At 37.0% G+C, this 21,851-nt stretch carries 14 protein-coding genes; 8 read left to right on the top strand and 6 right to left on the bottom strand.

Going from position 1 to position 21,851, the window contains the following annotated elements; all coding sequences use genetic code 11:
- Positions 1-43: 43 nt before the first annotated feature.
- Complete coding sequence (locus ACNKXV_RS00355) at positions 44-784, bottom strand: tyrosine-protein phosphatase (RefSeq protein ID WP_417905711.1); 741 nt, start codon at positions 782-784, stop codon at positions 44-46.
- A gap of 77 nt (positions 785-861) precedes the next feature.
- Between ACNKXV_RS00355 and ACNKXV_RS00350 the strand changes: the two genes are divergently transcribed.
- Genes ACNKXV_RS00350 through ACNKXV_RS00340 form a run of 3 tightly spaced genes read left to right on the top strand, consistent with a single transcriptional unit; the run spans position 862 to position 5,634 of the window.
- Positions 862-2,217 (top strand): capsule assembly Wzi family protein, encoded by a 1,356-nt coding sequence (locus tag ACNKXV_RS00350; RefSeq protein ID WP_417905710.1) that lies wholly within the window; start codon positions 862-864, stop codon positions 2,215-2,217.
- A gap of 52 nt (positions 2,218-2,269) precedes the next feature.
- On the top strand, positions 2,270-5,206 hold the full coding sequence (locus ACNKXV_RS00345; RefSeq protein WP_417905709.1) for a PAS domain S-box protein: 2,937 nt from the start codon (positions 2,270-2,272) through the stop codon (positions 5,204-5,206).
- A 23-nt stretch (positions 5,207-5,229) separates the two neighbouring features.
- Positions 5,230-5,634 (top strand): response regulator, encoded by a 405-nt coding sequence (locus ACNKXV_RS00340; RefSeq protein ID WP_417905708.1) that lies wholly within the window; start codon positions 5,230-5,232, stop codon positions 5,632-5,634.
- On the opposite strand, the gene ACNKXV_RS00335 is transcribed toward ACNKXV_RS00340, so the two are convergent.
- On the bottom strand, positions 5,564-6,715 hold the full coding sequence (locus tag ACNKXV_RS00335) for an endonuclease/exonuclease/phosphatase family protein (RefSeq protein ID WP_417905707.1): 1,152 nt from the start codon (positions 6,713-6,715) through the stop codon (positions 5,564-5,566). The two genes, ACNKXV_RS00340 and ACNKXV_RS00335, sit on opposite strands and share 71 nt — an antisense overlap.
- 252 nt (positions 6,716-6,967) lie before the next feature.
- On the opposite strand from ACNKXV_RS00335, the gene ACNKXV_RS00330 reads away from it, so the two are divergent.
- From ACNKXV_RS00330 to thrC, 5 genes are all read left to right on the top strand, one after another.
- Positions 6,968-8,098 carry a vWA domain-containing protein gene (locus tag ACNKXV_RS00330; protein WP_417905706.1) on the top strand — a complete coding sequence of 377 codons (1,131 nt, stop codon included), beginning with the start codon at positions 6,968-6,970 and terminating at the stop codon, positions 8,096-8,098.
- A gap of 4 nt (positions 8,099-8,102) precedes the next feature.
- On the top strand, positions 8,103-9,566 hold the full coding sequence (locus ACNKXV_RS00325; protein WP_417906331.1) for an AAA family ATPase: 1,464 nt from the start codon (positions 8,103-8,105) through the stop codon (positions 9,564-9,566).
- 330 nt (positions 9,567-9,896) lie between these two features.
- Positions 9,897-12,344, top strand: coding sequence for a bifunctional aspartate kinase/homoserine dehydrogenase I (gene thrA, locus ACNKXV_RS00320; RefSeq protein ID WP_417905705.1), 2,448 nt, complete (start codon positions 9,897-9,899; stop codon positions 12,342-12,344).
- A 2-nt stretch (positions 12,345-12,346) separates the two neighbouring features.
- Positions 12,347-13,267, top strand: a complete 921-nt coding sequence (locus ACNKXV_RS00315) for a homoserine kinase (RefSeq protein WP_417905704.1) — start codon at positions 12,347-12,349, stop codon at positions 13,265-13,267.
- Positions 13,264-14,559, top strand: a complete 1,296-nt coding sequence (thrC, locus tag ACNKXV_RS00310; protein ID WP_417905703.1) for a threonine synthase — start codon at positions 13,264-13,266, stop codon at positions 14,557-14,559. Before ACNKXV_RS00315 ends, thrC begins: the two co-directional genes overlap by 4 nt.
- Before the next feature lie 6 nt (positions 14,560-14,565).
- Here the strand turns inward: thrC and ACNKXV_RS00305 are convergent, their stop codons facing one another.
- The 4 genes from ACNKXV_RS00305 to ACNKXV_RS00290 form a co-directional block, all read right to left on the bottom strand.
- On the bottom strand, positions 14,566-16,056 hold the full coding sequence (locus ACNKXV_RS00305; RefSeq protein WP_417905702.1) for a S10 family peptidase: 1,491 nt from the start codon (positions 16,054-16,056) through the stop codon (positions 14,566-14,568).
- A gap of 25 nt (positions 16,057-16,081) precedes the next feature.
- Positions 16,082-17,752, bottom strand: a complete 1,671-nt coding sequence (locus tag ACNKXV_RS00300) for an ABC1 kinase family protein (RefSeq protein ID WP_417905701.1) — start codon at positions 17,750-17,752, stop codon at positions 16,082-16,084.
- 48 nt (positions 17,753-17,800) lie between these two features.
- A complete protein-coding gene (locus ACNKXV_RS00295; protein ID WP_417905700.1) occupies positions 17,801-19,804 on the bottom strand; it encodes a monovalent cation:proton antiporter family protein in 2,004 nt (667 codons plus the stop codon).
- Between the two features lie 115 nt (positions 19,805-19,919).
- On the bottom strand, positions 19,920-21,794 hold the full coding sequence (locus tag ACNKXV_RS00290; protein WP_417905699.1) for a M61 family metallopeptidase: 1,875 nt from the start codon (positions 21,792-21,794) through the stop codon (positions 19,920-19,922).
- Positions 21,795-21,851: the final 57 nt, after the last annotated feature.

Below are 21,851 nucleotides of genomic sequence, written 5' to 3'. Positions count from 1 at the left end.
GAAGATCAGGAATCCAGATGGCAAAGGTTTAAAAAGAGGTTCTTTAGTTAAACCTCTTTTCCATTAATTGAAGGTTATTCATTTTAATGGAACTCACTTTTGTTTCTAATTTTTTAGGAAATTTAATTTCTCGAATTTTTTCTAAATGAGAAATTTTGTGCACATCACTGCAGATATAATCTATTAAATTATACTCGATTAATTTATAAGCCATTTTTTGGATGCCTATACCATAATGAGGGGTTAAAGAAAGCATATTTAATTGAAATTTACATCCCCTGGTTTTAAGATCTCTAAATTTTTCCAGGTCTTTAGAGTGTAAGTAAGTGTATCTTTCAGGGTGTGCTAAAATGGGCTGAAAAGTGTTATTCTGAAGTTTAAAAAGGATTTCATTAAGATTTAAAGGAGGTTGGAAATAGGACATTTCTACCAACACCTTTTTTTCTACTAATGGAATAATTTGATTCTTTTCAATTATTTCAATAAAATGTTGATCCATCATGTACTCCGCACTATATCCAAGATTTTTGATTTTTTCCTTTTCCTGGATTTGATTATAGGCATTTTGAATAGATTCAGGAGTGTTGGGATAATACTCTCCAATAACATGGGGTGTAGCAATAAGGTTATATATGCCTAGCCTGTTGAACTCTCTTATTAGTTCAAGCGATTCTTTAACGTTTTTGGCACCATCATCAATGCCTGGTAATATATGATTATGAAAATCAGTGACTCCTTCAATATGATCAATAAGGAATGATTTTTTCTTAAATATCGAAAACATATAATCTATTTTACCCTTCAAAATTACGTAATTTAAATTCTAATTAGTAATCTTTGCAGGGCCACTATTTCAACTGAATGAAGCCTAAAATTTTAATTTTTCTTTCACTATTATTGGGAAATGTTTCTTATGGTCAATTCGAAACAAAACTCGATATCACAGCATTAGGAAATATTTACACTGGTGAAGAATCCCCATTTTGGATTCATACAAATCATAGAGGTCGCGTAGATGAAGAAACATTTTATAGTGGGTTAATAAGTTCAGAGATCAAATTTGAAGTTTCCGAAACGGAATCTATAGATTTTGGAGTTGGAGCTTTTTATAAAGATGGTTACGATGATGGTTTAAAAATAGACGAAGCCTATTTTTCTTATATATCAAAGAACTTTGGGGTTGTGCTTGGAAAGAAACAGCGAGCAGATATATTCCAGAGTTTAAGTGCAAGTAACGAAAATATCTTATGGTCGTTAAATTCAGGTCCTTTGCCAGGAGTCAGAATTTTTACCCGTTCACCAATTTTTCTAAATGGGTCTCATGGCCTTGGTATTAAGTTGAAGCTTGAAGAATACCTTATGGATGATGAGCGATACGTTATGGAAATAAGGCTCCATCATAAAAGTGCTCACCTGGTATTTAGGAACCAGAATAATCTTGAAATTTCTATGGGTCTTCATCAATTTGTACAATGGGCAGGAACCTCACCGGAATATGGAAAATTACCTAGTTCCTTTAAAGATTATACCAGGGTGTTTACGGGGATGCCCGGTGCTGAAGATGTTGGGGGGCAGGAGGTAAATGCTCTTGGAAATCAATTAGGCAGTTATGAGATTAGTGTTAAAACTAAAATTAACAATATTGATTTTCATTTTTTATATAACCACATTTTTGAAGATGCTTCCGGATTAAAAATGGGGAATTTGCCCGATGGTCGTTATGTGATTTATTTTGAGGATAACCGTGATACTTTTTGGGGTACAGATTGGGTGAAGGCTTTTATATATGAGTTCTACTACACTAAAAATCAAAGTAGAAGCAGAAAAAGTTCGGAGGTAGACGGTGCAGATAATTATTTTAATAATAACCTTTACAGATCGGGTTGGACTTATCAAAATTCAGTAATTGGAACCCCTTTTATTCTTAAAAATATCAATCGCTTCAGGATTGGAATGAATATACTTACCGTTCACCACCTTGGTGTAAAAGGTACCGCTTTTGACAAGTTACCTTATCGTTTCCTTTTGTCTTATCGGAAAAATTATGGACTTAAAGATTCGTTTTATCCTGAAACTCGTCATATTTTTTCCACCCTCATAGAAGTGGAGCTTATTAATGCAGATTACAACCTGGATGTGATGCTTGGGACAGATGTGAAATCCTATGACTCTTCAAACATTGGGATTGGAATAAAATGGTCAAAAAATATATTCTAATCTAAACCAATATTTTTTTTGTAATTTACTCCACCTAAACCTTATAATATCTGTGACCTCAAAAACTTCCCTTTCTGTTTCGGAAGCAGTCTTTGTATTAAACTTTAGCAACGGAGTTACTGCATTCGACAAAAACGCTATTAAATTTTTTGAGGAACAATTCAATGTAAAAATTGGACAAGGGTTTACCTTATTTGATATTTTCAATGCCGATCTGGCTACTCGTTTAAACGAAAAACTGGTATTCTGTAAAAAAGGAAAATTCCAGATATTAGCCTGGAATGAAAAAGAATCCGTTAAAGAGTTTAGATTTTACATCTCTCCAATAGTTCAGGAGGATCAAACAATTTCTTCTGTGAGTATTTCAGTAGAATTGAATAATTCCCAGGAAGCCTTATTACAGAATATTAAAATTGAAAAGGAACTAGAATATAGTAAACAGTTTTATTCGAACCTTTTTAATAATAATCCGGATGCGGTTTTTGCTTTTGATCTTGAAGGGAATTTTATTAATGTTAATTCGCAATCGGCAACTTTGGCCGAAACTTCAACTGAAGAACTTATAAAAATGCACTTTTTGCCTTTTATCCCTGATGAGGATAAAGAGAAGGTGCTGGAGAAATTTTCATCATCTTTAAATGGAAAAAGCCCCAAATATGAAACCCGGTTTATAAGCACAAAAGGAACCCGCAAAATTCTTGAAATAAATAATATACCAATTCGGTTTAAAGGGGAAATTATTGGGGTTTATGGCATCGCTAAAGATGTTACTAAACAAAGAGAGATCGAGAATAACATTATTGCCGAAAGGCAAATGCTAAAGGCGATCATTGACAATATTCCAGATTACATCTTTGTAAACGATAAAGACCATAAATCCATCCTGGCCAATAAAAAATTCTTCAATAAAATTCTTGGGAAAGATATTGACCAGGGAACTTCCGGTTACTCTCCCCTGGATTATTACGATTTAGAAAAGGCGAAGGAAATTATTGTCGATAATGAAGCTGTAATCAAAACGGGAATTCCAGTAATTAATCGCCCAGATTTAATTGTAAATAACGAAGGGAAGGAAGAGATGGTGCTACTCACTAAAGTTCCTTTAAAAGATTGTGAGGATAATATCATTGGATTAATAGGGATTGCTCGTGATATCACAGAAACCTACCTGAATAATAAAAAGAAGGATTTAATTTTTAAGACTATAAAGGCATTTGGAGATAAACCTACCTTTAAAGAAGCTACCATTAAGGCTTTACGCACTTTTTGTACGGAATTAGGCTACGATTACGCCGAAGCTTATAAAGTGAGTGTAAATAATACCAAACTTATTCGTACCTGTAACTGGCCAATTCTCAATGATAATACCAAAAATTCTGAAGAAAAGGTTTTATATGAACGTGGCGAAGGTTTACCGGGAAGGGTGTGGCAGAATGCTGAAATTGAAATTAGGCGCTCGAGAGAGGGATCTTTACTAAACGAAATGCAAATAGAAGACCCCTCACAAATTAAAACGGTAGTGGGTATTCCCATTACTTTTGAAGGTAAACTTATATCTGTTTTTTGCTTTGGCTCTTATAAACACAACAAGGAAATTAAAAAGGGAGTTTTAAATGACGTATCCATTCAGGTAGCCTCCGCAATTGAAAGAAAACGAAGTCAGGAACAGTTAAATAATTTCTTTTCCTATTCTCCAAATCTCATAGCCATTCTTGGGCTCGATGGTTTTATTAAGAAGGTAAACCCATCTTTTGAACGTAAATTCGAGTATCCGGAATCAGAAATTTTATCCCAGCCATTTCTGGATTTTATACATCCGGATGATCTTCAAAAAACCTTTGAAGCAATGGAAACTGTTTCCATCGCCGGGTCTGATTTTGAAATTAGATGTAGAAAGAAAGATGGCAGTTATCTCTGGATTTCCTGGAGGTTCTCACGCTTTTTTGAAACTGAGAATGTAGTATTTGTATATGGAACAGATATTACAGAGCTTAAGGATCATGAAAATTTAATTAAAGATAACGCCAAACGTTTCAAGGCTCTGGTACAGGAAGGTTCAGATCATATCTCTATTATGGACAGAGATTATAATTACCTGTATAATAGCCCGGCGGTGAAATCAATTTTCGGGTTGACGGCTGGAGAAATGAATAAAACGAACTTTAGGGATCACCTTATTCCGGTTGACGAGAAAAAAATCAATGAAGATCTATTACTATTAAGCAAAAGTAAAAGGTTGCAGCTTCCCTCTTATAGAATCACCAATAAGACAGGCGATATTCGCTGGATAGAAACCATTGTGACAGATCTTACAGATGATCCTGCAATTGACGGAATAGTAATGAATTCCAGAGATATTACAGAATTTATAAGCCAGGAAAGAAAACTATTGGAAAGTCTTAAACGCTACGACATTGTTGCCAAAGCTACTTCTGATATTATTACCGACTTTAATATTAAAGATAGAATAATACAGGTTAGTGAATCTGCAACTGAGGTGTTTGGTTTTGATAAAGTTGAAAGTTATCCTATTGAATGGTGGAATGAACATATTCATCCTGAGGATCATGACTTTGTAAGAGAAGCCGCACAGAGCATGGTGTTGCGTGGGAATCAAAACCTTACTGTAGAATATAGGTTTAGATGTGCTGATGGTACCTATAAACATATATTGGATCGAAGTTATCTTATAAGTGACAAAAGTGGAAAGCCTCAAAGGATTATTGGCTCAATGCAGGATATTACTGAGATGAAGCGCTATTTAATCGAAATTGAAAATCATAACAAACGTTTAAGAGAGATTGGATGGACCCAGTCTCACTTAGTTAGAGCACCTTTAGCGAAGGTGATGGGACTGGTAGATTTATTGCTAAATTATAAAAATGATCTCGAAAACATCGATGAAATACTAGAAAAAGTTTTAAATTCCGCTAATGAATTGGATAAGATAATTCGTCATATCGCTGTTCAGACTGAAAAAGAAATTTAGGAAACCCAAACCTACCCTACAATATGTTACGTACTATAATTATTGACGACGACGAAATAGTAACGTTTCTTCAGAAGAAATTGGTTACTAAAAGTGAACTTGATCTGGATCCGTATGTTTTTCGGGACGGTAGAGAAGCATTGAAATTTTTGGAATTTGATTCAGATCCTGAAGTGGATTATCTTCTGTTACTCGATATCAATATGCCATCTATGAGCGGTTGGGAGTTTTTAGACAACCTTAATAATATTCCCGGCAACGAAAGATTTTCAGTAGTTATGGTTACATCTTCTATAGACCGAAAGGACAAGAGAGAAGCTGCCAACGATCCCCATGTAGTGGATTTTATTGAAAAACCTATCTCTGCAAGAAACTGTGAAAAATTAAAAGGAATTGCCAGGCTTTCACCATATTTTGTGGAAGCTTAAATTCAAGTTTTTCTACTAATGGGTCGGCGTTTTTAATTTTTTCGTCAGCCCATTTTTTTTCTTCTTCCGCAGGAGTATCGGTATCCTCATTCATTTTTTCTGCTACAGGCTCATGATTTAACTTTATGTACATAGGAAAATGGTCTGACCCTATATTTTTTTCTCTGGCAATTTCCACAAGTGTGAAATCCTTGGAATGAAAAACATGATCAAGTGGCCATCTTAACAGGAAATACTTGACATGAAAAGTATTGAAAAATCCACGACCAATTCGGGGATCCATTAATCCGCTCAATTTCTGAAAAAGTCTGGTGGTTCTTGACCAGGCCACATCATTTAAATCACCAAATACTAAAGTTGAATTTTTATCCGGGTCGAGATCTCTTCCAAGCATTAATAATTCCGCATCACGATTAGTAGAGGTATCACTTTCAGTAGGGCTTGGTGGCATTGGATGGAGACAATGAATGTTCACCTTTTTACCGCTCCTTAGCACAACTTTCCCATGGATAGAGGGAATATCTTGCTGTACCAGATATTTTACTTCTATATCTTCAAGTTTAAGTCTCGAATATAAATGCATTCCATAAAGATTATCCAAAGGAATTTTTACGGTATAGTTGTAGGTTTTCTCTAAAACTTCCAATTCCTGTTCCCATCTTTTATCTGTTTCCAGAGTTAGTAAAATATCCGGTTTTTTTTCATTAACCAGTTCTATTAACTTAACACTGCGTTTATTAGGCGTGAGTACATTACTTACGAGGATCGAAATATTGGATTGTGGATCTTTACCTTTATATCTTAATACCTGTTTTCTGGAAATATAGGTGTAGGGGAATATTTTTTTAAATTGATAAAGCAGACTTAAAACTAAGGCGCTTACTGCAAAATAGTGCCAAAGGGAATGCCAGTTATATAATAGGAAAGAGAATAGCAGTACACATCCAATTAAAAAGCTAATCTGTATTCGTGGAAAATCAAATCCTCTGATCCACCATTTATCAAATTTTGTTATGGACGCAATGGTTGGAATACACATTAAAATAGAGAAAAACAGCAGGATAAGTTCTTCTGTGCTCATGGGTTGGTGGTTAGATGGTAGGTGTAATAAAAATCAGTATTTCTATTAAAGCTGGATGATAAATAATAAGTTACTAAGATACCACAAGAAGGTTCAAAACCAAAACCTGAACTATAATGGTATAGCAGGATTCAGCTTTTTAAGAATTAATTATTCCCGGTTCAAATAAGAAAGCGGGTATTAACAAAAGTTTAGTTTGTGTTTGCCATCAGAATCTTTTTCAATCGGATTAAATCGACTAATTTTAAAGGTATGGGAAAGAGAAATGAAAATGGAATGAAGGGGTTTATCTTCAATAAATATGAAGAGCCGGAAAAACCTGTTTTTAAAAGGCTGCTTGAAATATTCAAAGAGTTAATTACACATACTTCCGGAGATTTGGAGGAGGCACTGGATTGGCTGAAACAGTTAGATGAAGAGTATAAGTTAACTACCGCGGATTATAGTCTTGATGACTTTATTCAGGAGTTAAAAGACAAAGGATACATTCGAGAAGAGGTAAAGGATGATGGGAAAAAAGGTTTATCTATAACTGCCAAAACCGAAAGGGCTATCAGGAAGCAAGCCTTAAATCAGATTTTTGGTAAGCTAAAAAAAGGAAATGCCGGAAATCACCGAACTAAAGAAGTTGGCAGAGGGGATGAACATACCGGCGACTTTAGAGAATATCAATTTGGAGACTCTCTTAGCCGAATTTCTATAACCGAAAGTCTTAAAAATGCTCAGATCAATCACGGAGTGGGAGATTTTACAATGAGCGAAGAAGATCTGGTGGTTGAAGAAACTCATTACAAATCTCAAATGAGTACTGTACTTATGATTGACATAAGTCATAGTATGATATTGTATGGAGAGGACAGGATAACTCCTGCGAAAAAGGTAGCCATGGCCCTCTCAGAACTAATAACAACCAGATACCCGAAAGATACTCTGGATATTTTAGTATTTGGGAATGATGCCTGGCCTATTTCTATTGCCGAATTACCTTATTTAAAAGTGGGGCCATATCATACCAATACTGTAGCTGGCCTGCAACTAGCTATGGACCTTTTAAGGCGAAAGCGCAATACCAATAAACAGATCTTTATGATTACAGATGGGAAGCCTAGCTGTATTCGGGAAAGAGATGGAAGCTATTATAAAAACAGTATGGGGCTTGATCCTTATGTAGTGGGGAAATGCTATAATATGGCACGGCAGGCCAGAAAATTAAGGATTCCAATTACCACTTTTATGATCGCTCAGGACCCCTATCTCACCAGATTTGTGCAGGAATTCACCCAGGCTAATCAGGGCAAGGCTTTTTATACCGGTTTGAAAGGCCTGGGAGAAATGATCTTTGAAGATTATGAAAAAAATAGAAAGAAGAGAATTAGAGGATAATTATATGGAAAAGGATCAAATAAAAACATTAGGAGATTTAAAATCTTCAGGTTTTATAAGCAGTAGTATAAAGGATGAACTCAGAAACAATCTCATTGCTAAAATATCTAAAAAAGAGAAGCCATTTGAGGGAATACATGGATATGATCACACGGTAATACCTGAGCTGGAAAGGGCAATTTTATCAAGACATAACATAAATTTACTGGGATTAAGAGGGCAGGCAAAAACCAGGCTGGCCAGGCTTATGGTGAGCTTGCTTGATGAATGGATCCCGGTGGTTGAAGGGTCTGAGGTTAATGATGATCCTTTGAATCCTATAAGCAGGTATTCAATTGACACAATAAATAAGTTAGGGGATGATACCCCAATTTCCTGGATGCATAGAGAGGAAAGATTTTTTGAAAAACTTGCCACGCCAGATGTTACAGTGGCAGATCTTATTGGAGATGTAGATCCCATAAAAGCAGCCAATTTAAAACTGAGTTATGCAGATGACAGAGTAATTCATTTCGGGATGATTCCCAGAGCGAACAGGAGTATATTTGTAATCAATGAATTACCAGATCTACAAGCCAGGATACAGGTTGCTCTTTTTAATATTCTTCAGGAAGGAGATATTCAAATTCGAGGGTTTAAACTGAGGTTACCTTTAGATATGCAATTTATTTTCACGGCTAATCCCGAGGATTATACCAACAGGGGAAGTATAGTAACACCCCTTAAAGATAGAATTGGATCTCAAATATTAACGCATTATCCTGAAAGTATTGAAATAGCCAAGTCTATTACTGCTCAGGAGGCAAAAATGGATACTCGTCAAAAAGAGATGATCCATGTTCCGGAACTTGCAAGAGATTTACTTGAACAAATAAGTTTTGAAGCCAGAGATAGTGAATTTATAGACCACAAGAGTGGAGTAAGTGCACGAATGAGTATTACCGCTTTTGAAAACCTTTTAAGTAGTGCTGAAAGAAGAGCTATACTGAATGGAGAAGAGCATACTTTATTAAGATTCAGTGATTTCTTAGGGGTAATTCCTTCTATAACCGGAAAGGTGGAACTTGTTTACGAAGGGGAGCAGGAAGGTGCAGCGTATGTGGCCATGGAACTTCTGGGTTCTGCTGTAAAAACTCTTTTTGCTGAATATTTTCCTAAAATTGAAAAGCTTCAGAAACCAGATGCCACTACACCATATGATGATCTTATAGAATGGTTTTTCGAAAGTTCTGGTTTTGAACTTCCAGATGAACTAAATGATTCAGATTATAAAGAGAAACTGGATTCAATAAAACCATTAAATAATTTGATCGAAAAATATCAGCCAAAATTAGACGAGAATGATAAATATTTCATGAAAGAATTCCTTTTATGGGCATTGGTGGAACACAAAAAACTTAGCAAAGCAAGATTTTCTAAAGGTGTACAGTTTAGAGATCTGTATGGAAGTTATATCAGTGATCTTTAAAAAATGCGATTAGTAAATTGCTAAAATTCAGCCTGATAATTTTTATTATCAGGCTTTTTTATATTCAATTTTAAGAAATCCGTAAAATTAATCTGGAAAAAGGAAAAAAGTTTTGTGGTTAATTTTAAATCGATACCTTTAAAAAAGTATTTCAGAAAAATCGTGATAAAAATTCATTCCAATATGGCCTATTCAGCAGAAGAAAATTTCTTCGGTTCTGCTGCTATGGTAATCACGATGACTGGTATTACCCCTTGTGGGGTTCTATATATATAATTTCCGTCCATACACTTTTTAGTTTTATCAATTTAATTTTAAATAATTTCAGTTATGAATATCCTGAAATTTGGAGGTTCCTCTTTGGCTACTCCAGAACGAATTCGCTTAGTATCTAAAACAGTAGAAAATTACCTTGCTCAAGGTCCTGTAATTGCTGTGTTTTCAGCATTTGGAGGGGTGACAAATGATTTGCTTCGAATGGCAGATCTGGCTGCAAATGAAGATGTCACCTACAAGCATATATTGGAAACGAATGAGAAAAGACATCTTGAGGCTGTAAGGGAATTAATTCCGGTTACCAATCAAAGTGCCGTCCTGAGCCAGGTGAAAACCCAATTCAATAAACTGGAAACTCTATATGAAGGCGTTTACCTTTTAAATGAACTTTCAGATAAAACTAAACATGTAATATCCGGTTTTGGGGAAATTTTAAGTTCGTTGATAATCGCTGAATTTTTTAAAAGCTCAGTTCAGAATTCAGTGCTTGTTGATGCAAGAGAATTGATAGTCTGTAAGAATCAGAATGAAAAGGTTCAGGTAAATTATCAAAAGACCAATAAAAATGTGTTAGAATATTTTGGATCATCCCAAGCCGAATTGTACGTAGTTCCCGGTTTTGTCGCACGAAATGATCAGGGAGTTCCAAGTACATTGGGTAGAGGTGGTTCCGATTTTACAGCTGCAATTATTGGTGGCGCCTTACAACTGGATAAGGTTTTGATTTATACAGATGTAAATGGAATGTTTACGGCAAATCCTAATCTGGTTTCCCAGGCATATTCGCTTAAACATATATCTTACGAAGAGGCGATGGAACTTTCACATTTTGGAGCCAAGGTACTTTATCCACCTACATTACAGCCTTTACTCGAAAAAGGAATTGAAATTCATATTCGTAATACTTTTAAACCTGAAGATCCCGGGACTATTATTTCGAAATCCAGTAAGAAAAACTTCAGATGGGTTACAGGTATTACTCACATAGATTCGATCAAACTACTTAATATAGAAGGTAGTGGAATGGTAGGAATTCCTGGATTTTCAAAAAGATTCTTTGAAACATTATATCAGGAAAACATAAATGTAGTGCTTATTACTCAGGCTTCCTCAGAACATAGTATCTGTGTTGCCGTAAAAGATGACGAGGCTGCCCAGGCAAAAGAAGCTCTCGATGAAACTTTCGAACTTGAGATAGGTCTCAAAAAAATTAAACCTGTAGAAATAGAGGAGAATGTCTCTGTCATAGCTTTAGTTGGTGACAGGATGAAGAGTCATCATGGATTAAGCGGTAAGATGTTTAGCGCTTTGGGTAATAATAATATTAACATCAGGGCGATCGCTCAGGGATCTTCTGAAAGGAATATTTCGGCAGTTATCGCCAAAAAAGATGTGACCAAGGCTTTAAATACCTTACACGAACAATTTTTCGAAGTACCTTCAAAAGAGTTGAACCTCTTTATTACTGGGGTTGGAAATGTGGGAAGTAAATTACTGGATCAGTTAAAGAAGCAGGAGTCTTATTTGTTGGAAAAATTGCGTTTAAAGGTTCGGGTATTAGGTTTATCAAATTCCCGAAAAATGGTTTTTAATGAGAACGGATTGGATCTGGAAAATTGGGAAAGTGCATTGGATCATGGAGTAAAAGCCAGTAAAATGCAGTTCTTTGAACATGTTAAGGAGCTGAATTTAAGGAATAGTATTTTTGTTGATAATACCGCAAGTGCTGAAATTGCCGGCTGGTACAAGAATTATCTTGAGAATTCGATCTCGGTGGTTACCTGTAATAAAATAGCCTGTGCCGATTCCTATGAGAACTACGAGCATTTACAGAATCTTGCCCGGGAATATGGTGCATCCTTTTTATATGAAACCAATGTGGGAGCAGGTTTGCCAATTATTGATACCCTTCAGAATCTGGTTGCTTCAGGAGACCAGATTCATAAGATTCAGGCAGTTTTATCCGGAAGTCTGAATTTTGTCTTTAATAATTACAAGGCTGAAGAACCCTTCTATAAAGTGGTCGAAACTGCAATGGCTGAAGGTTATACGGAACCTGATCCAAAAATCGACTTAAGCGGAGTAGATGTGGCACGAAAGATTTTAATCCTTGCCAGAGAGGCGGGTTTGAAACTTGAACTGGAAGATATAGAAAGAGATAACTTCTTATCTCAGGAATGTCTGGATTCAACAACTAACGAAGAATTTTTTAGGTTGCTCGAAAAAGATGAACCTGATTTTAAAGAATTATATACTTCTGCCAAGCAGTCCAACGCAGAGCTAAAATATGTGGCCCAGTTGGAAAATGGGAAAGCCCGGGTAGGGTTACAGGAAGTAGGAGAACAACATCCTTTCGCAAATTTAAGCGGAAGCGATAATATTGTTCTATTTTTCACTGACAGATACCCGGACCAGCCATTAATTGTAAAAGGAGCCGGAGCGGGAGCAGATGTTACAGCTTCGGGAATTTTTGCTGATATTATACGAATAGGGAAAAAATAACTATGGAAAAGATCGAAATTTTTGCTCCGGCAACTGTCGCCAACCTTTCCTGTGGATTTGATGTCCTTGGGTGTTGCCTGGATTCTATCGGGGATACCATGATAGTTAGAAAAAATCAGATTAATGAAATAAGAATAACGAAAATTACCGGTCAGGATTTACCAACAGATCCGTTGCAAAATGTAGCCGGGGTTGCCGTTTATGCTTTACTTAAAGAATTAGGTAGCCAACAAGGCTTTGATATTGAAATCCATAAAAAGATCAAACCAGGTAGTGGAATTGGGAGTAGTGCTGCTAGCTCTGCTGGTGCTGTGTTTGCAGTAAATAAATTACTGGATGAACCATTTAAACCGGTCGATCTTGTTCGGTTTGCAATGACAGGAGAAATGTTGGCCAGTGGGAATGCCCATGCAGATAATGTTGCTCCGGCAATTTTAGGCGGGTTTAGTCTGGTTAGAAGTTACGAACCTTTTGAGGTTCTGAGTTTGCCCGTGCCTGGAGATCTACGTGTGGTGGTTCTTCATCCACAGATAGAAATTAAAACCAGGGATTCAAGGTCTATTATCAAGCAAAACATAAGCTTAAAATCGGCAATTAACCAATGGGGGAATTTGGCGGCTTTTATTAGCGCTTTATATACTAATGATTATGAGTTGATTGGAAGAAGTTTAAAGGATGAAATAATCGAACCGGTTAGGTCGATCCTTATCCCATACTTCGATGATCTTAACGGGGTAGCTATGGATAAAGGGGCACTGGGATTTGGAATCTCAGGATCAGGACCATCGGTCTTTGCACTTTGTAAAGGAGAAGAAAAAGCGAGGGACGTAAAACAAGCGCTTAGCAACTTTTTTTCGACAAAAGATATAGCCTTCGATATTCACAGCTCAACTATTAACCGAACCGGAATTAAAATACTATGAAATATTATAGCTTAAATAATAAACAAAATACCAGTAATTTTGAAGACGCCGTAGTAAGAGGATTGGCGCCAGATAAGGGTTTGTATTTTCCGGAACACATTGTAAAGTTAGATTCTGATTTTATAAAGAAATTGAATAACCTGGAAAAGGAAGAGATTGCCTATACAGTGATTAAGAATTATGTAGGTAATGAAATTCCTGAAAATGATCTTAAAGCGATTATCCGGGAAACACTTGATTTCGAATTTCCTGTTAATCCTTTAGAGGAGGGAGTAGATGTGTTGGAACTTTTTCATGGGCCTACTCTGGCTTTTAAAGATGTGGGAGCAAGGTTTATGGCGGGAAGTCTGGGTTACTTCAGTAAAAAAGGAAATCTGGGAAAAATTACCGTTTTGGTGGCGACATCTGGAGATACCGGTGGAGCTGTAGCAAACGGATTTCTTGGAGTAGAAGGTGTGGATGTAGTGATTCTATATCCTAAAGGAAAAGTAAGTGAAATACAGGAAAAACAACTAACCACTCTGGGGGCTAATATTCAGGCGCTGGAAGTAAATGGTTCCTTTGACCAATGCCAGGCCATGGTAAAAAAGGCATTTCTGGATACTGAGATTACAGAAAACAGACAATTAACATCTGCCAACTCCATAAATCTTGCCCGCTGGTTGCCTCAGATGTTCTACTATTTTCTGGCATTTAAACAGGTGTCTCAAATAGATAAGAAGCTGGTATTTTCTGTGCCCAGTGGAAATTTTGGAAATATTTGTGCCGGAATGATGGCACGGGAAATGGGATTACCAATCGATCATTTTGTAGCAGCGAATAATGCCAACGATACCATAACTCAATTTATGGAAAGTCAGCAATACGAGCCTAAAGAAAGCGTATCTACCATTTCAAATGCTATGGATGTTGGCGATCCAAGTAATTTTATCAGGATTCTTGAAATTTTTGAGAATGAATTTAAAAGTTTGAAGCAAGGATTTACGGCGATGAGTTATAGCGATACTCAAACAAAAAAGACCATGAAGGAGGTTTATGATAAATCAAAATACACCCTGGATCCTCATGGCGCTGTTGGCTATCTTGGGTTAAAAGAATTTCTAAAGATAAATCCTGAATATCATGGTGTTTTTCTGGAGACTGCACATCCTGTGAAATTTTTGGAAACAGTAGAGGAGGCAATACAGGCAAAAATTCAGATTCCATCAGCAATTAAAGAAATAATGCAAAAGCAAAAAAAATCCCTTCAAATCAACAATTACGAAGATCTAAAGGGATTCCTTTTGTGTTAATACAATTTAATATTGCGCAGGAGTATTTTCTTGAGGCAGTGATTTAAGAATGAAGTCACGAAGGTCATCATTAGCCTTTTTAAGGTCTTCATTTCTCAGATACATCATATGGCCGCTTCGGTAACCTTTAAAGCTTAGGCGGTCTTTCATTTTTCCACTGGAGTCAAGTTGCCACATTGAATATTTAGCATTGAAATAAGTGGTGGCTCCATCGAAATAACCCGCCTGGATCAAAACATCCAGATTGGGATTTTGAGCCATTGCCTGTCTTAAGTTTTTACCGGTTTGATTATCGCTTCGGTCCCATGGTCTTACCGGTCCAAACATATAATACTTCAGGTCAGTTTTAAAACCGAGTTCTTCTCGCAGATAATAATTGATAGCCGGGGTAAAGGAATGCAACCAGGAGGTGAGCTCAGCGTTGTAATCTGGTCTATCTCCGGAAACCTTTGCATCCAGTCCTTTATATCTTGAATCCAGTCGGCCTACTGTATAGCCTTCTTTTTCCCGTAATAATTCTTTCCAGAAGTATTGGAATGGAACTTCAAGATTGTTCTGAAGTATAACATTTTTATCGATGCCAGAATAGTAAGACATTTTTCCGGCTACTTCCTGTTTTTTAGATTCTTCAATGAATCCTCCTTTTACCAGCACCGGAAGCAGGTCGTTGATCGCATATTCCTCCACTTCAGGTAGTAAGTCATCAAGATCCTTATTCTGCAGTGCTTCCGGTAGCATTTTGTGGTACCATGCTGCCGCTGCGAAATATGGCAATCTGTTTGCTACTTCTACTGGGCCTTCGCGCTCGAGTCCAATTTCAGTAGGTGATACCAGGATCACACCATTTAGGTACATCCACTGGCTGTTCTGTAGCTCGAGGGCAAGACCTGAAACCCGGGTTGTGCCGTAGCTTTCACCAATTAAATATTTAGGAGATAACCATCTGTTCTTTCTGGTTACAAAAATATTTATCCACTTTGCCAGATATTTAATATCGGCTTTAACGCCAAAGAATTTTTCTTTATCCACTTTGCCATCTTCATCGGGAATAGGGCGGGAGTAGCCTGTGTTAACCGGATTTACATAAACGATATCTGCCACGTCAAGAATTGAATGCGGATTCTCCTTTATTCCATAAGGCTGAACTGGGAATCCTTCCGGATCTATTTTTAAAACCCGTGGACCGGTATAGGCGATATGCATCCATACGGAAGCTGAGCCCGGCCCGCCGTTAAATGAAATAACCAGCGGACGGTTTTCAGTATTTTTTACTCCATTTTTTCTGTAATAAGTATAGAAAATGCTCGCGGTTGGATCCCGATCTTCATTCCAGAGTGGGAGCATTCCGGTTTCGGCAGTATAATCTATTGACTTACCATTGATAGTTACTTTATGTTGGGTGACTACAGAAGTATCTAAAGGGATTTCAATTTTTTGAGAAAAACTATTATTTATAAATAGGATCGATAGGAATAATAAACTGGTAAGGTTTTTCATTTATTGGGTAATATTCTGTTGAGGTTTATTTCTTTTTATGAAGGTTCTCGTCTCTAAAAATAATCACATAGCTTAGCACCATTGCCCCAACGGCTGCAAGCAGGAAAAAGACCATAGCCAGACCCGGATAGCCAAATATCTGAAAGTCTGATGGCACCTGCATGAGCATGGCGGCACCAACCACCATGGATGCTATGATCAAACCAAGAGTGATACGGTTGGCAACTTTTTGGAAACCATCAGTTACCCGTTTTTCATCGATCGCATCGATCTTGATTTTAAATTCGTTATTGGCAAGGTTTTCAGAGATCTTATTCATGCGCTCTGGCATGTGTTCAATAAGATTTTTTGTTTCGATCAAAGTGCTAAAGAAATTTTCAGGCTTCAATTCACTTAGCATCTTCTTGCGCATGATCTCATGCACATTTTCCTGAATAGCAGCTCTAAGGTTGAATTCAGGATCGAGTACAGCTACAATTTGATCCAGGTTTAATAGGATCTTACCAAGAATATTTATTTCAACCGGCAGCTTAATATGGTTCTGAACGGCAAGGCGGTTTAGCTGAATAAGTATTCTTCCGGTTTGAAGATCTTTTGCACGGCTGTTCTCACTTTCCATGATCACATCGCTAACCTGCTTTAGAAATTCATGTTTTTGGCTGTTTTCATTGAGCGTGCTCATTTTGAGCAAACTTCGGGCGGTTTTTTGACCATTACTTTGACTTAATGCCAGTAAAAGTTCGATAAGATTTTCCTGTAGTTCCGGCGTAAATCTTGCCACCATCCCAAGATCTATCAACGCTATCTTATTATCTTCAGTAAACTTGATATTACCAGGATGCGGATCTGCATGAGCGAATCCGTCATTAATTATCTGCTGTAAATAGGCATCCACCAGTTCATCCACCAAGCCCGAATAATCATTTTCCATTCGGCGAAGCGGGGACAGGGAAGTGATCTTTTTCCCGTTTACAAAATCCATTGTAAGTACTCGGGTGCTGCTGTAATCCAGAACAGGTTCGGGAATTATGATGTTTTCATATTCCTTAAGATTGCTCTTTATGGTAATTAAATTTTGAGCTTCTTTTTTATAATCAAGTTCATTTATAAGTATCCTGCGTAACTCGGCAAACACATCATCTATGGCATAAGTTCTTGCGGTCTCCAGGTGGGTTACGGCAAGCGCCGTCATTTCATCCAGAGTTTCCAGATCTTCCATAAATTTATTGGCGATGCCGGGTCGCTGAACTTTCACTGCCACCGGTCTTCCTGATAAAAGCTCTGCCCTGTGCACCTGCCCAATAGAGGCACTGGCAAGAGGTTTCTCTTCAAAATAATTAAAGGCTTTGGAAATTTTTGTACCCAACTCCTCTTCAACGATCTCTTTTATCTCTTCAAATGGTACCGGGGATACATTGTCCTGAAGGTTAGCTAAAGCTTTAAGGTATGCATCAGGTAGAAGATCAGGTCGTGTGGAAAGTAACTGGCCAAGCTTTATATAAGTTGGTCCCATTGCTTTTAGGTCCTCCACAAGTTCATCCGGACTCTGATCAAAATTGTGATCATTGTCCTGATCTGAAAGTTCCGGGTCTATTGCGGCAGCACTGGATTGGCGAAAAAGATCACTGTTCCAGTATTTAAGCATAAAATGAATGAACTTATAGTAGTTCTTGATTTTCTCGGGAGTATTGCTCATTGATGATCAGTAATAGTTAGCGGTTTAAATTTATGAAATTAACTTACACTAGAATGATAGCAGGGTATTTAAGTGATTGATATAACCCGGATGTCCAAATAGATATAGCAGGTCCCCTTGCTGAATGGTAGTTTCAGTCGTTATTTCGGTAAGGTAACGGCGTTCCCGTTGAATGGCCAGGATCGTCACGTTATAATTCTTTCTTATCCCTGATTCTTCTATTGTTTTTCCAACAATTTGATGATTGTCGCGGTTAACTTTAAGTGTAACTATCTCCCGGTTGGGAATGTTCAAATGCTGCAGAGCCGGAGAATGAGGAGTCTTCTTTAATGAAGTTAACATCTCATAATCTGAAGATCTTATCTGATTTATAAACTCCTGAATTTCATCAAATGGCACCAGATATTTTTTCAGGACACGCGTAAATATCTCAATGGAGGTTTCAAACTCTTCAGGCACTACTTCATCTGCACCTAATCTAAGCACTTCTTCCATCTCCTTAACATATTTGGTACGTACAATTACAGTAGCAGTTTTAGTAAAACTTCTTATAGATGCAACCATTCTTCTGGTGGCTACAGGATCTGAAATTGCGATTACCACCACTCGTGCTTCCTGCACATGAGCATGCTTTAAGATCGTTGCATTGGTGGCATCTCCAAAAATGATGGGTTCTTTTTTACCTTTGGCTTTATTAAAAGTCTCCGGATTGGAGTCAATAATTACATAAGGAATTTCAGCTTTTTGTGCTGCACGGGAAATATTGGATCCGTTAATTCCATAACCAATAAGAACCAGATGATCCTTTAAATTTTCTTCAGAAAATTCCTCATCGGCTTTTGAACTTCGTTTGATGTTTTCCAATCTTGTTCTTACTGCTGAAGGTATTGGAGCTTTTAGAATCGCATAGGTGATTCGGGATGAAGAAGCTATTAGTAAGGGAGTTATCCCCATAGTGATGATCGAAATCGCCAAAAAGTATTGATAAATATTTTCCGGGATGATCCCATTATCCTTTCCAACACCCGAAAGTAACAGTGAAAATTCCCCAACCTGAAACAGGCTGAAAACGGTTATAAAAACTGTTCTGGCAGGATATTTTAATATTAGAACCGTTATACCCACCACAAGCATTTTTAAAAGTACTACTCCAAGTACAAGCAGGACTATGGTAAGGATATTTCCGAAGAAAAATTCCAGATTTAAAAGTGTCCCTACCGAGATGAAAAAGAAGCTAATAAAGATCTCCCTAAAGGGAAGAACATTGGCAGTTGCCTGATGACTATAATCTGATTCTGAAATTATAAGTCCGGCGAAAAACGCGCCAAGAGCAAGGGATAAACCTACCGTGGAGGTTAACCAGGCAACACCAAAACAAAATACCACCACCGTGAGAATAAATAACTCCTGGTTTTTAGTTTTTACTACCCAGCCAAAAACTTTTGGAGCAACATAGCGTGCGAGAATATATACAATGATAAGCACCAGGACTATCTTGATGGCCATGATGGCTATGGTAACCATAATATTAGGCGTTTCCCCTGCTAATAAAGGGGTAAATAGCATCATGGGAACAACCACTATATCCTGAAAGATTAAAATTCCCAGACTTATTTTCCCATGAGGGGTGGAGATTTCTCCTTTTTCCTGAATTAATTTCAGAACAATTGCGGTACTACTTAAACTGAAAAGAAACCCAAGGAAAATAGAGGTATTTAATGGTAAACCTACAAAAGTGGCGATAAGTGCAGTGATAAGTATGGTACCTCCTACCTGAAGGCCTCCTCCAAGAAATATGATCCGTTTTATGGATGCTAACCCTTTAAGTGAAAGTTCGATCCCAATAACGAACAATAAGAATATGATCCCAATCTCAGACAATAATTCAACCTCGTGCTGTGAACTTATTAAGTTAAAGGCATGAGGTCCGGCGATGATCCCGGCAATTAAAAATCCTAAAATAGCGGGTAATTTCAACTTTTGGAAAACCAGGATTATTACGATTGATAATCCTAATATTATAACGATATCCTGAAGAATAGGAATTTCCATTTATGCTTGTTTGATTGGTGGTTTAAAAGATAGAAAGATAGGCAAATCACGAGGTTTTTCTAAATAAAAAAAGCGACAGATTTCTCTGTCGCTTTAATATTTATAGTTTTAGTTTTTAGTTGTTTAACCAGAAGTCTCGAAGTTCTGTTTTCTCTGAATCTGCATTATCCATTTCCATTAACCTCATTTGTTTATCCATTGGTGTGCTCAATTTGCCTTTAAGCAACATTTCTTTTTCGCCTCTGGTCACAGTAAAGCTAATATCATCTCCTTCTTTCCAGCTTTGAGAGGCCATGATAAGATCATAAACATTCTGGATATTATAAGTAACCCCGTTAACTGACTTTAAAACATCTCCACCTTTTACTCCCAGGTCCTTAAGAAATGTATTAAGCTCAACGTCGTTCCTGAAAATTATATCCATGGTGATTTGATTCGCAGTGATATAAGGCTGGTTACCTTTAATAAAAATTCCAACCTCACTCATTGCTTCTTTTTCTTCTAACCCAACTTTAGAGAACACTTCCTCATATGGAATAGGAGTAGAGCCGGTCACGTAAGTATCAAAGAAAGTTTTGATCTCCGGATAAGTAAGATCCACAATTACTGGGATCAACTCTTCATCATTAAAAGGTTTTTCCTTTCCATATTTCGTGGTTAATTTTTTCATGAGATCAAGAATTCCCATCTGGCCATCGCTTAATTCACGAAGTCTAATGTCCAAAGCCATTCCAATTAAAGCACCTTTCAGGTAGACATTATAATAGCTGTTCTTGTGTTCTTCTGTCAGGATATTTTTACTCATTTCAGTAAAAGGAACGGTGTCGTCAAATCTTTTGGAGGTGGCGATCTTATCGTTCATTCTATTGTAGAATTCTTCATTGCTTATCAGTCCCTGATTGACCTGAAATAAATGCGCGAAATATTCGGTTACTCCTTCATATAACCATAAATGCTGAGACATTTTAGGATCGTTATAATCAAAATAATGAACCTCATTGGAATGGATGTTCAGCGGAGTGATTATATGGAAAAATTCATGAGAAACTATATCGGTTAAACTTTTATCAAGAGCAACAGGATCTGATGATTCTGGCATTACCACTACTGTGGAGGTGTGATGTTCCAAAGCACCAAAATTGGCCGCATCACCTTCACCGGGAGTTGCAGAAAGATATACCAGAATCGCATATTTGTTCGTACTGTTGATCTCACCCAGAAATTTCTTTTGAGCTCTGATCATTTTTTCCAGTCCGGGTCTTAAACTTTTTGCTGAATGTTTTTTATTAGGGGAGTATACATTTAAAAGCACCTGCATGTCTTCTACCATAAAACTGGTGGTGTCTGGCTCAGCATACATTATTGGATTGTCAATAACTTCAAAATACCTGTCTAAATTATAAACATCGGTTTTTGATTTTCCATCTGCAGCACGTTTTGTTTTTCCAATGGTCAAAGATGTGCCCGCAATGAGATTAGCCGGTCTTTGAATTTCCAATCGATATTTATCTTCAGTCATTCCTTCAAAATAACCCACGAAACCATGAAGGTTAAGTAAAAAGTTTTCATCCTTAAGAATGTTTGTTCCTGCCATGGAATAAACTCCACCTTCATCTAACCAGTCAAAGGAGTCATTAACCAGGTAGATTACCTTGTCCAATTCTTTGGCGTTTGAAAATTTATAGGAATTTTCATCTGCCTTAGTAAATTTTATTTCGTTTCCGGAATAATCAACTGCTTTAAATCCTTCGATGAATTTCCCGTAGTTGTCTTCAGAATAAGTTCCGGGAACGGTTTTAGGGATATAAAAAGTTGTGGAATCTGTACTGAATTTCGCAGGATCTACAGTTACCCAGACTTTATCATCTTCAATATTTACAAGATCGATATTCGCAACAACCGGTTGATCAATTACCGGCGTGGATACTTTGGTAGTTTTGCAGGCGAACAAAAATGAAGTCGCCAGAATGCTTAAAATTATTTTTTTCATAAAAACCATCTTTCTTATAAGACTGAATGTGTTTAATAATGTTACATAAAAAAAGGC

The sequence above is a fragment of the Christiangramia aquimixticola genome, assembly GCF_048285835.1.
Lineage (GTDB): Bacteria > Bacteroidota > Bacteroidia > Flavobacteriales > Flavobacteriaceae > Christiangramia > Christiangramia aquimixticola.
This window is presented reverse-complemented; position numbering and strand designations above follow the sequence as displayed.